Origin of the sequence: Collinsella sp. LCP19S3_B11 (genome assembly GCF_052121915.1) — a bacterium.
Classification (GTDB): Bacteria; Actinomycetota; Coriobacteriia; order Coriobacteriales; family Coriobacteriaceae; genus Collinsella.
This window is the reverse complement of record NZ_JBQKDI010000013.1, coordinates 1-12,938: the sequence shown is the minus strand read 5'-3', so window position 1 is coordinate 12,938 and position 12,938 is coordinate 1. Positions and strand designations below refer to the sequence as shown.

Sequence of the window (12,938 nt, the reverse complement as noted above, 5' to 3'; positions counted from 1 at the left end):
TCCTCCTATACATCTCGTCCTGCATATACTGTTGCAATATTTAACCAATGACCTGTATTTATTTGTTCATAGTTTGAACTTGTACCATATCTAGCTACTCCGATGGTTCCATCTGTTAGGACAGATAATAAGTATCTATTCATTTGAGAACCCTGAACAATTGTATTGACATCCTGAATAGGCCTTGCCCATATTGGTGCTGTACCCATTTTCCTTATATCTCCGCTTGCTGGGATAACTACTGTATTTCTAAATGAACCGGCTAACTGAACTAACCGGCCCTTCCTAGTTGCAGAAGGGTAGTTACCCGAACTAGGGTCGCTGCTATAAGGCTCAAATCCAGCTGCTGCTGGTATTCCTGCTCGAGGCATACTATATAAGTCGTTGTAAGAAAACGAACCGCCTTTGCCATCTTTGGTTTGAAGTGTTAGTGCGTAAGGAGACAACTGCATGTTGTATTCTAATTGTCCAGAACTATCCAATTGATAAGAGGAAAGGGCTTGGTGGTCAATAATTAGCTTACCTGAAATGTTTTTGACTCCTGTAGACTTAACATAGGTTTCCCACTCATTGGTATATAAACCGTTACTTAGAGTAAGAGTTCCTCGTTGCCAAGTTGTGGAACCATCTGTTATAGGTCGATCATACGGAGATTGAATTGTCAATCCAGAGAGTGTTCCAGAAGTTATGCTAGAGGCACTCAAGTTGATTACACTAATCTTTCCAGCATCCAATGTACCAGTTGTAATCTTGCTGGCTGACAGAGAGCCTATCTTAGCATCTGTGACAGCTAGGTTAGCAATCTTGGCAGTGGATACTTGGAGGTCTCCTATCTTAGCTGTTGTAATAGATGCATCAGCAATCTTGGCACCGTTGACTGCTAGGTTGGCTATCTTAGCGTTTGACACAGCTAGGTCAGCTATGTTGGCAGTCTTGATAACAGCGTTGTCGATGGTCGTTGTACCAGTAATGTGGACGTATTTACCGTCTATCAGAACTCCTTCCGAAGAAACATTGATCTGTGCAATGACTCCATTCTTATTAACTTTTAAATTGATTTGGTCAGCTAATTGGGTAATCTGGGAAGCGGTGGCCATGTCCTCTGGTGCTAGTGTCCAGTCAGTTGCTTTATTTCCTTTTTCCACTTTAAAATCTTTGATGAAGAAATATGCCCAAGCAATATTTTGAAACTCCACAAAGTTATAAACTTCCGCAGTGTAATTAGTAACGTTGACAGTCAGGGATACTCTTCGCCAATTATTATCAGCAGTAACTGCAAACATAGTAGGATTCAAATCACAAATATCAAGAATGAAATACGATGTTACGCTTTGTGACCCTCTTAAATCAAAAGAAACTGTCCAGTATCCGTTTGACGTAATCACGTTATTAATTCTAACAGTACCGTTTCTGTCTTGTGCTCCTGTTAATTTAAAACCGTTAGGCGCTGCTGCTGTTCTTTCAAATTTAACGTCCGGATCTGTTACTGTAACAGAATTGTCTTGTCTGTAATAATTCCGTCCGCCAATCTCTAACCCATTTAAATCTGACTCCACTTGACTAACCGTACTAGTCAATCCATTAGCAGTCTGTTCAACTTGTGTAGCTTTAGTAAAAGCATTATTGGCAGTAGTTTTAACTTCCGATACAGTTGTCTTAAGTCCATCCACAGTAGCTTCTACTTGAGTAGCTTTTTGCATCGCTCCATCAGCAGTTGTCTTGACTTCTCCAACAGTTACTTTCAAACCATCTGCTGTAGCTTCTACTTGAGTAGCTTTGGACATAGCTCCGTCAGCGGTTTTCTTGACTTCTCCAACAGTTGCTTTCAAACCATCCACAGTCGTTTCAACAGTAGTAGCTTTTGAAAGAGCTGAGTCGGCAGTTGTTTTAACCTGTCCTACGGTTACGGTAAGTCCATTAACATTCGTTTCAACTTCTGTAAGCTTCTGAGTAGTCTCTCCTTGAACTGTCTCAATGTCTGAGATGGTAGTTTTCATACCGTTAACATCATTCGTGACAGTCGTTACTTTGCTATCAACTTGACCAACTTTAGAGATCGCTGTAGCAGAGTCTGTCAGAGCTTTGGTAGCATCAGCCTGTGCATTTGTAACGTCTGTCTGGAGTCCTTCAACATCTACTTGAATAGCATCTGCTTGAGCTTTTGCATTGGCTGCATCAGTAACTGCTTGATTAGCTTTGTCCAGCGCTGCTTGACCAGCTGCTGCGGCATCTTGGGCAGCTTCTTTAGCATCATCGGCAGCAGCTTGAGCATCTTTACCTGCTTGAGCAGCTTCGTTAGCAGCAGCTTGCGCTTCTTCGGCATCCTTTGCAGAGTAGCGGTCTTGCCATTCTCCTGTAGTTTCATTCCATATTCTAATTGTTGAATACGTCTTACCAGTCTCTGGGTCAACTGCATCAAGGAACCAGATATCTCCTTCTTTAGGATTTGGGTTAGGCGTATCCCCAACGCTTACAGAAGGCACGTCTCCAAGCTGTTCAATGATTCCTTCTTGGCCTTGTTGCAATACTGTGATGTCCTCAGTTACTTGGACAACTACTTGATTGATTTGGTCTTGCTGATTTTGAATCTGATTAATCATATCCCGAAGAGCTAAGACATCTTCCGAGTCAGCCGTGGAAATCTCTTTGAAGTTAGTAAAGGTTACTTGGTCGTCTTCTGGATTGTTGTGAGAAGTTACCAACTCGACTACCCGAGCTTCCAAACCTAACTCCATATCCCCAACTTTTTCCTTAAGCCATACAGTGTCTCCTAGATGGATTTGTTCAGTCCCTTCAAAGCCCAAAGCATTCTCAAGGAGTAGTACGTTAACTGTGTACGTATACGTGGGAGCAATGTAGTCCAACAGCTTATTACAAGCTTCAAGATAAGTTAGTTCGGGGTCTGTTGAAGACGACTTCATGATAAGGACTTTTGCATAGTCTCCTTGGTCATAGTCGTTGTGAGCTGCTTCATGAATGATAATATCCATTGGATTGTCTTTCCGGAATCCATTAATTTTGTTAATAGGAGAGTATCCTGCAAGCGTTCTAACAACGTCTTGTTCCATCCAGTAAGGAAGGATGGCTGTATGGATATTGTCGAAGTCTACTGTACGCTCAATGTTGATTAGATCACGGTCATATACAAAGTATTTACCAGTGTTACTTCCAAAGCGTTTATAGACATGGAGCACTCTTGTGATACGTTGTCCATCAAACTTAACACTAAAGCGATACTCGATGTCGTACAGCTCTCGGATTTTTTCCAGAGTGCTTCGGACATCTGTGTACTCTTTTACGTCAACTAACTCGTAGCCGATGTTGATTGTATCAGACCCGATAATATACTCCCAAGGAGTTGTTCGTAAAGCTCCTGCAATAGCATCTCGTAAGTTACCTGCTGTGAAAGGTACCACGTGAGACTTTAACAAAGCATCCACAGAGGAGTCTTCACACACCACTCGTTTGAGAGGCTGCTCTTGTGACCAGTCCTCCCATACGTTGATGATAGTAAGCTCTCTAAGAACGTTATCTTTATCTGGGTACAAGACTGTTCCGAATCCTTCCAACCATTCACTATCTTCGCTTTGGAGGGGTACTGCAAACTCAAGAGTAGTCTGCATTGTTTCTAAGTTGTCGGTAAATTTGTCATCAAAATAAGGAGTAGCATTTGGAATATTATTTACGTAGTTTCCACGATATACTCCCTGTGGACTTAAGACTGTAATCATTGAGTTTCCTCCTAAAGTTTATTTGTAGCGATTGGTGTACTCATACTCCACCTTACCCTTTACTCCAGATATTCCCAAAGTATTCTTGCCAGGCTTCAACGAGAACCAGTCTGTGGAAGGCTGTACATAAGATGGGGCGATTGTTCCATTAAGCCATACTTGGCCTTTGGTAAAGTCTACGATAAGCTCATCGTCCTTCTTGAATGAGCGAGTTATCTGAGGGCTGTTGGCAGGCTTTTGCAAGATTTCCCAGCACTTAGTGTGATGGACTGCCCATCGGTTAATCTGAGGTCTGTTGTCAATGTTTGCATACAAGACTCCATAAGCTGCAAACTTCCTATTCCAAGTCTCTTGAGGAAGTGAACGGAAGCCTGTCGAGCGGACGTTCCTCAGCATCGAAGTGCCATACTGTAAGTCAGAGCCAATCATTGGAGAACGTTTCTTAGACTTGAACTGGCCTGCTTGAAGTCTCCAACGGTTATCCTTACGTTCGATAGTAATCTTACCAGTAAAGTTGTACCACTCTTTACCTCCCCATCCAGGGCTGATACGGACTTCATCTTGAGTAGATGAGCCCATAGTTGCAATGTGGAATCGAATCTTCTTCTGCTTAGCTACATAGCCGAAAGCTACGTTGGCAAAAGGTATCATCTGGTCGTCGTACAGGATTATATACATATGATGGTCAGTCCAGTATTGAGGATTTCCTTGAGTTGAAAAAGCTATCTCCAAGGCGAAGTCATTCAAAGCTTTCGGGTTAACTCTTGTAATGCCTCCACCATACCATTTGTACCCGACAGTTTTTCGATCTACTTTAGGGAACTTATTATTCTTGAGTTTCAATGTACCAACCGTAGTTTCAAGGGTTGTGTTTCTGATAAAGTCTTGATATAATAAGAAACTAGGAGTCGTATTATTATCCATCTGTTTCAAGGAGTTCATGTTATCATAGAACTCTGAGAATTGCCAAGGCATTGGGTCGAAATTTGTACCAGTTCCAGTTCCTTCCGACGAGTCATAACCAAGAGTTACGTTCTCTGACTCTCCCATACCTACAATGTTAACCATTGGAGAATCTTCTTCAAAGGTTATTTTCATAACTGGATGAGTCTCTGCTGTCCCCTCATTGAAGATTTGAAAGAAGGTTCCTTCGTCGGTGTCCATAGTTACTTTACCAGTTACTTCCTCGCCATAAGAAGTTACTTCGATACACCGGAAGTTCAATGTGAAGTCTCCAACATTAAGGCTTTGGTTTATCTCAGAAGCTCCTTCAAATACGACTTTCCAAGAACGGTCTTTCGAGTCAGCAAATCGGATAGTTGTTTCTCCAATGTCCAAGAAGTTTGCCAAGTCTTCGATTAGATATGGAATATCATCTTCTTGGTTAGCTTTGATAAAGCAGTTCATAGAGATAACACGGTCTCCATAAGTTTTACCATAGTTGAAGTTACGTTTGCCTCTGTCATAGGCTGTCAGAAGGTTGTTAACAGCTGGTAGCACAGAGCGGTTGATGTCTCTTACAAATAGGTAGTAAGGTTGTTTCAATCCATTATAACGGAATGTTCGAGGCTTCGTGTCATAGACTGGGTCAAAGAGAAACTTAGGTGTGACTGTTGCCGACAGGTTTAGGTCAGCTAGTGAAGTAGCTGCTGGCACGACCACTGACAGATAAACCCATCCATTGTCAAACGTATAGTCGTCCAAAGGTTTCTCAGAAGATATTGTCCAAGTGAAAGTTCCTTGGCTTCCAGTAGACTTTCTAGCAAGCTGTGTATCTTCACTTTCTAAGTATACTTCCACATTATGATTGGCAGTTACTGAGAAGAGATACTCACGAGTCCTTTCACGGACTTTGGCAATCTTGTCTGCCTCGATGTAACAGTCTTGGAAGAACTCCGGAAACTCTCTTGCAATAGCTCCCATCACGTCGAATCCAAGAGTGATCTGAATACCATTCTCAGGAATCTGCTGAGACTGTACATAAGTTGTTCCAGAAGCTGGGGTAATCTCTGTCATGGAGTCTACGTTATAGGGAATCCATCCTAGAGCATCGCCGCCCCCCCAGCTCAACGAAGGGGCTAAGGGATAAGTCGTATGAGGAGTATATACAGGAACGTATGTTGAGTTCATCGATTCATCTTTCCTTTCGGTCGATTCGTAAGCTTGGCATCGAACTGCTGTTGCTCAGTCATCTTTTTAGAGGTTGCTCGGACGATTTCCGTAGTGTCTAGGTAAACAGGTACGATGATCTCTGGAATATCTCCCCCACCTGCTGCTCCAGAAGCTTTCAGCTCGTCTGCAATAGCTCTTGCGAATGGTCTCATGTAAGTCCCATTCTGGATTGGGATGATGGCTTCTCGACCTCTTTCATTGTGTGTAACCCCCTGTGAAATGCCTCTTTGTCCCAATTGGTTGCCTGTTCCAAAGGCTGTCATGTTAGGGTTATAGGTAGCTGAACCAGAACCTATTCCATATCCTCCAGCTCCACTGACAAGTCCACCGGAAGCTTTGCGAGTGCCTGCTCCAGAGACTAGACCTCCACGTGCTTTACCCCACTTAGAAACCTTTTCAACAATAGTCCTAGTGGCGTTTACAGCTAGGTTGATAACTCCTCCAGCAGGAATTATACTAATTAGATTTTGGATAGCTGTCATAACAGTGTCGAACCCAGACTTTTTAGCCTTTACAGTAATCTCTTTACCATCTACCGAGTTAGCTTTAGTCTCGATACCTTCGATAGCCTCAACCGTGTCGTCCCTCATCGTTTGAGCATTCGTGACTGTCTCTGTCATCTGGTTACGTGCATCTTGGATAAGTTTCACTTTAGTCTTCCCTGTAGCTCTAATAGCTTCACTCGACATGCTTTTGATGGCAGCAACAGATTGGACATACTGTTGCTGAGCTGCTTGTACAGTAGAGTCTCTCTGAGCATCGGCATCTTTAATAGCCTTATCCTTCTGTTCTTGTGTGATTCTTCCTGATGAGTATGCTTGGGCTTTGAGAGCTAGGATAACTGCAGCTTTTTGAGCCGTTGTAGTATCAACTACTTGTTGAGCATTTTGGCGGGTCAAGCTGTCAATCTGTGCCAAGGCTGATTCACGTTCTGAGACAGACATGCTTCCAAGGTTAGAATACAGCTCCAGAATCTTAGCATTGTTGTCAGAGATAGATTGCTCTTGGTTGGCATTGTGGGTAGCTTGAGCTGCTAGAGCAGCTGCTTTATGCTCATTATCAATCGTATCACTGTTGTTGATGAACGTTGTCAAGGCATTTAACTTGTTCGTATTGCTTTCTTGAATGGTAGCCAACTGTGTTCCGAGAGCTGTCTGTAAGTCAGGTAATCCAGTTTGAACGGCTGCTGCTATAGCCTTCGATGGATTGTAGTTAGGGTCAGCCTGCCATTTAGCAGTCTCTACAGCAACCTGTGCACTAGTAGATTGTAGGGTTGATACAACTGTACCAGTAGCTACCGTAAGCTCATCTAACTTATCTGCGGAGATAAAGCTGAAAGAAGCTGCTTGAGCGTCTAGGTCTTTAAACACTTGGTTAACTAATTCAATCTGCTCCTGCGCCTTGCTTCCAAACATGGCTGAAATAGGGTCTTGAGTTTGGACTTCCATGAGGTTGTCTTTCATATTTACCAAAGCTTCTGTAAATCTACTAGCCTCTGTCGAAGTTGGGCGCAAAGCTTCTGCCCACTCATCCCACGGCATTTTAACTGTTCCAAACCATTTCTCATAGTCTTTGATTCTGTCAAATTGTTTAGTAACTCCATCAATGGCATCATTAACTAAGTCCAAACCCTTGTTAGCAAGTTCTACACCTTTAAGCCCAATAGTACCAGTAATGCCTTTACCAATCTTTAGCTTAAGGGCATCCCAGCTATCTCCTAACTGATCGAGCTGTCCTTCCATAGTCTTACGCATCTCCCCAGCTTGTTTAGCTGCTGTACCTGTGGAGTTAACCAGTGATTGAACTAGGTCGTCTGTCTCTTGATTAGTCTTTTGCAAGACCATTGACATACCAGCTGCACCAGTCTTACCAAATAAGATTGTTGATAGATCTAGGATTTCAGCTTTGGACATGTTCTGAGCTGCGTTCTGTAAATCTGCGATAACGTCTGGGATCGGCCGTGCCTTACCTTCGGCATCTTCTAACTTGATTCCTAATTCATCTAAAGCAGCCGCTGCCTTATCAGTTGGGGAAGTTAAGTTAGTGAAGGCTGTCCGGAGAGCTGTACCAGCTTTTGAACCTCGGATGCCTTGGTCAGCCATGATACCGGTATACGCTGCTAACTGCTCCATAGAAGCTCCACCTAGCTGAGCAGAAGCTCCAGCATATTGGAAGGTATATCCTAAGTCTGTCATATCAGCTGCGGTCTTGTTAGCAGTCTCTGCCAAAACATCGGCAATGTGTTCCGAGTCGCCAGCTGCTAGGTTCCATGTATTCAAAGCTGCGGCAACGATTTGAGCAGTTGTATCAACAGCTGACCCAGAAGCTTCGGCTGCGTATACGATACCCTCCATCGCATCGGCTGTCTCAGTAGCTGTAAAACCTAACTTGGCAAAGTCTACCATGGCCTCTACAACTTCTTGAGCACCTTTGGAAGTCTTACCTCCAATTTCGATAGCCTTGTCCCCAAGCATGTCCATATCTGCTTGAGTACCTCCAGCAACTATCTGAACCTGTTTCAGAGTTCCTTCAAAGGTAGCATAGCTTTTAACTGCATCAATAGCATACTTACCAGCTATCTTAACAGCCTGTGACCCAAGCGAGATAGCAGCAGTCATTGGAGTTAGTCCAGCAGTAAAGGTACCTAAGCCTGTGTTAGCCGATACCCAAGCTTTACCCATCCCTAGAATACCTTTCTGAGACTTCTCAACAGTACCAGTAGTTCCAGATAAGACTTTAGCAGACTGAGAAAGCTTGCTAGTAACTCCATCTTGAACCTTTCCCATAGACTGCATGGCTTTGACGTATTGGTTATTATCTACGGAAACCTTTATTCGCATTTCCTTATCTGCCATTATAGTTCCTCCTAATCAAACATATTAAATACATTGTCTAATTCTTGTTTGGCAAAAGCTCTACGGTCTTCCTCGTCCATATCTCTCAGTAAGTCTTCCGTAGTTATCTCGGATTCTGGAATATAGTCTAGGTCTCTGTAAAGTTTAAAACCAACATATTCGTCGTAGCTTATTGGCTTACCTTTAGCAGGCTGTTTGAACAAGGTAAAGAACAGTCCAGCCTCTCTTGCATGACGTTGGTAAGCTCCTCTCATCAATCCATTAAACTCATTAGGAGTGCTTGTCCAGAAATCGTTGACTGAAATTTCTAAGTCTGAACATAATATCATGAAGTATCTTACGTCTAAAAGCGGAGAATCGACGTCCTCCGATGTTTCTGGGAGACTTTTCTTCATCTGGGTTAGGCTCTTTCTCAAAGAGTTGTTTAATTATAATACTAGATTGATAACTCTGATTGACTTTTTCGAAGTATTCTGTTAAAGTAAATTCATACTCATCCAGAGACTTCTGTAGAAGATCAGATACTTCCAGTACATCTTTACCCTCATATTCGGGAATGTTTTGTAGCATCGCCCAGAATAAGTAGAGAGACTGGTTAAAGGGCGTTTGCTCTGCTACGAAGTCTATGTAAGCTTTCCCGAAGGCTAACTCAAGAAAGTGGATTGATTTATAAGTCATTCGCAAGTCTATATTCTTGCCTTGAAATTTTATTAGCATGTCTAGTCCTCCATGATAAAAGGGGCTAGGGATTAATTCCCCAACCCCTTGATTGTTATTGCCAAGCTAATTTAACAGATGTCGCAGTAACGTCGCTTGACATTAGGTTGCTTGGTGGCGTTACTGCTATGCTTCCTTTACCACAACATCTACTGTTGTAGAGATTGCTGTGTTGACTGTCGAACGAACGTTGATAGATGCTGTACCAGCTTTTACACCAGTTACTTTACCACTCTGATCTACAGTTGCGATAGATGGTACTAATGAAGTGTACGTAACAGACTTATCGGAAGTATTTTCCGGAGTGAATACCGGAGTCAGTGTAGCTGTTCCTCCAACTGTAATACCTTCGGGTGGTACCCCATTTACTGTCAAGCCTGTTGGCAAGACTGTTGGAGCTACTTGCTGCTCTTCCAAAGCACCTTTACCATTGAATGTCAAGCTGTAAGTTACAGCATCGTCATATGGTAAGTCGATCGGGAAGTCTGTCAGAATAGCTTGTCCAACATATGTCAAGCCCGATGGGAAATGAACTCGTACACGAACACAGTCTCCATTTACCCAAGCTGCATTCAACGCTTGGAAACCTGCATTGTCCTCTACGAACAATCCGTCACAATCGATTGACCAAGACTTCTGACCTTGCTCGTTGTCAGCCCATCCGAAACCTTCTTTGTTAGTGGTGTCCAAAGTATCTGCGGAGCGGTTTAATGTTCCGCCTCGTTGGGCTGCTACTTTAGTCCATTCGCCAGCTTCATCTTGAACTTCAATCAGAACGGCTGTGCCTCGTACGAAGCGTGATTTACATACTTCTGCCATGTGTATTCTCCTTTTCTTATCGTGGATTTACTAAAGAGTCTGCGACTTCAAAGTCTAAGAACAAGTATCCTCGATTGTTTTTAAATGTTCCATTAGAAGCTTCGGTATAACGCACGTGGTCAAGATTTGCATTGACTACGCAAAAGCCATCTTCCAGTTCTAATGGAGAGTTAACAAGCCTATCTACCAAAAAGTCTCCCAGAGCTTTAGTCTCTATAGAGCTTGAGTAGTCACTCCATAAGTGAAGCGTTAAGTTGTGCATCTTTCCGTAAGTATCTTTTGAGGTGACTTTACCAGATGTCAACTCTTCGCCAATCTTTACAAAGGGTAGTTCGGGCATTGTTTTAGTTCCATCCCAGACGTTTATACCTTCTGCTCTGAGAGCTTTTACGATAGCTCGTTGAAGACTTACGGAGGAACTTCTTGCACGGAATAATGGTCTACTCATAAGAATCCTCCTAGATGTTAATTTTCATAAGCTTATCCAACATCCTGTCCGTATACTCTTCCAAAGCCGGTATAAAGTTTGGGTAGTTACGTTCAACGATTGGAGCATAGCCTCTGTGTCCTTTAGGGTTTCCAGAGACGTTTGATTTAACTATTCCATATGAGATACGCCCTCCTCTAGAGACTTTTGTCTCAGCCTCTAAATTGCTAATCAAAGTAGACGTATCAATGTTGTCATGAGCGTGGATGTTATACTTAACAGCTTGTCTCATCTGGTGGGTATTTGTGTCCATAGCTCTCTCAGTCTCATCCAACCAGTCGTCGATAAGTTTGTCGAAGTTAATCTTCTTTATGATGTCTATTCGTACCCTTCCCATATAGTACCATCCTCCTTAGTACGTCTATAGTCTCGGTACTCAACTAGGTAAGAGACTGTTTGGTTAACTCCAGTGGTATTATTCTCATAGATGTTATACACCTTGCCAGTGGAGTGGAATCTTACCGCATCAATTACTAAGTCTTTCAACTCGTATATCTTATGCTGTACCCGATACCTTGGAAGCCATTGGACATCTTGGTTCATAAGTAGCTTCTGGTCTGTGGCCATGCTTCCGACAGCGGCAGGAATCCCTCTAGCAACTATGGTAGGCGTTGGGATAAGCGTTCCGAAGTCGTCGTCAGTATCAGTAAAGTCATTGTACTGGATGAGGTCAATGATTTCATTAATCTTCATATCACATCATCCTAAACTTTCTACCCTTGTATGTGCCGTTGTTATCAGCCCATGCGTGGAGAGTTGACATCCAGTTTAAATAGATGTCGTCTTTGTAGTCGTAACGAGTGATGTCAGTAGACTCTGTTTTAAGTCCTTCCGAGTTCAGACTGGACAACCTTGCGGCAGTTAGTTCATCGGCTATGTAATCAAGCTCCATTGGGAATTTGGTTACCTCGACGTTGATAACTTGGCAGATATGCTGTCTGGCACGTTTCTTAAGGACTTTCAGCAAGTTGTCTCGAATAGACGAGTTGAAGTAGCCTAGCATAAGCTTGATTTCGGATATATCAATAGCTTCTACATCTGGAGGAAGGTCGGCTTGTTGATAGGCGTTGAAAGCATCTAATAAAGCTTTTTGCTCTTCCATAATGACCTCCTATAAAAAAGAGGCTAGGGATTCTTTCCCTAACCCCTTGTTAGTCTTACTCCGCTGCTGGAGATACTGTTACAGCAATTTTAGCAGTTACTCCAGAACCGTCTTTAGCAGTTGCGGTAATGTCAGTTGTACCCTCAGCTACTGGATGAACTTTTCCCCCAACATATGTTGCAGCTGCTGGGTTAGTTGATTCAATAGTCAACTCTTTATTCGTAGCATTAGCTGGTGCAACAGCGAATGACACTGCTCGGTCAGCATCTCCTACTTTAATTGACATAGTTTGCTGAGAAGGTGTGATACCAGTTACTTTCTGAGCTGCTGTAGTGACTTTAAAAGTAGCCTTATCAGACTCTGTACCGTTCTCTACTCTAGATACTCCAAAAGTATATTCGGTAGCTGGGTCTAAGCCGTCTACTGTATAAGTCTTTTCCGCAACGTCAGAAGCAATCTTCTCTGAACCTTTGTAAATGTTGTAAGTAATTGCCACGATTAGTTTCCCCCTTCCCTATTCCCAAGACAACGTCACACTAGTGGCAGTGACGTCGCTTGAGCTAAGATTTTGGGGAGCATTAGGGTGTAACAGTTCCTTTGATGTAAACTACTTTCGTAGTATCTTGAACGTATGTTACGTAGTGTTGGTCAGCGGAGATAGTCGTTTGACGTTTGAAACCTTCACGGATTGTTTCTACGTTGTAGCCACGTTTCATAATAAGTTTCAATGCACCACGTTTGATAACGAATGCTTCGTCGTTAGCAAGTTTGTTAGAGATTACGATACGCATACCGAACAACTCTCCCAATTCTCCTGTGATGATCTTACGTCCTTGGTCAATGTGAACGAAGTCTCCAGATTTCAAGATGTTAGCACGACTCTTAGGAGAGATGAACAAGAATGTTTCATCGTCGAACTCTTCTCCAAAAGCTACTTGAGCATTCAATACCCATCCGTAACCAGCTGGGTCAATCTTAACATCAGTCGATGGAGTCAAAGCTTTAATCTTATCCACAAAGTCGTTGTCGATTTTGCTTGCGATTGCTAAAGCTAA

The 12,938-nt window shown here is 42.8% G+C and carries 11 protein-coding genes; all 11 read right to left on the bottom strand.

The window, feature by feature from the left end:
• Positions 1-5: 5 nt before the first annotated feature.
• Complete coding sequence (locus ACTQV4_RS07455) at positions 6-3,731, bottom strand: phage tail spike protein (protein ID WP_441563691.1); 3,726 nt, start codon at positions 3,729-3,731, stop codon at positions 6-8.
• 18 nt (positions 3,732-3,749) lie between these two features.
• Complete coding sequence (locus tag ACTQV4_RS07450; RefSeq protein ID WP_441569575.1) at positions 3,750-5,747, bottom strand: distal tail protein Dit; 1,998 nt, start codon at positions 5,745-5,747, stop codon at positions 3,750-3,752.
• 110 nt (positions 5,748-5,857) lie between these two features.
• The gene (locus tag ACTQV4_RS07445) at positions 5,858-8,758 is read right to left on the bottom strand and encodes a phage tail tape measure protein (protein ID WP_441085747.1); all 2,901 of its coding nucleotides are present in this window, start codon (positions 8,756-8,758) and stop codon (positions 5,858-5,860) included.
• Between the two features lie 11 nt (positions 8,759-8,769).
• Positions 8,770-9,153, bottom strand: a complete 384-nt coding sequence (locus ACTQV4_RS07440) for a hypothetical protein (protein WP_441541065.1) — start codon at positions 9,151-9,153, stop codon at positions 8,770-8,772.
• 448 nt (positions 9,154-9,601) lie between these two features.
• Positions 9,602-10,294 (bottom strand): phage major tail protein, TP901-1 family, encoded by a 693-nt coding sequence (locus ACTQV4_RS07435; RefSeq protein WP_441563688.1) that lies wholly within the window; start codon positions 10,292-10,294, stop codon positions 9,602-9,604.
• A gap of 16 nt (positions 10,295-10,310) precedes the next feature.
• Positions 10,311-10,742, bottom strand: coding sequence for a tail completion protein gp17 (gp17, locus tag ACTQV4_RS07430; RefSeq protein WP_441541063.1), 432 nt, complete (start codon positions 10,740-10,742; stop codon positions 10,311-10,313).
• 10 nt (positions 10,743-10,752) lie between these two features.
• Positions 10,753-11,055, bottom strand: a complete 303-nt coding sequence (locus tag ACTQV4_RS07425; protein WP_441569574.1) for a hypothetical protein — start codon at positions 11,053-11,055, stop codon at positions 10,753-10,755.
• A 44-nt stretch (positions 11,056-11,099) separates the two neighbouring features.
• Entirely contained in the window at positions 11,100-11,474 is a 375-nt protein-coding gene (locus ACTQV4_RS07420; protein WP_441541059.1) for a hypothetical protein, read from the bottom strand.
• A 1-nt stretch (position 11,475) separates the two neighbouring features.
• Complete coding sequence (locus tag ACTQV4_RS07415; RefSeq protein WP_441541057.1) at positions 11,476-11,883, bottom strand: phage head-tail connector protein; 408 nt, start codon at positions 11,881-11,883, stop codon at positions 11,476-11,478.
• Between the two features lie 55 nt (positions 11,884-11,938).
• Positions 11,939-12,379, bottom strand: coding sequence for an Ig-like domain-containing protein (locus ACTQV4_RS07410; protein ID WP_441563687.1), 441 nt, complete (start codon positions 12,377-12,379; stop codon positions 11,939-11,941).
• 82 nt (positions 12,380-12,461) lie between these two features.
• On the bottom strand, positions 12,462-12,938 hold a 477-nt coding region (locus ACTQV4_RS07405; protein WP_441569573.1), incomplete at its 5' end, for a hypothetical protein.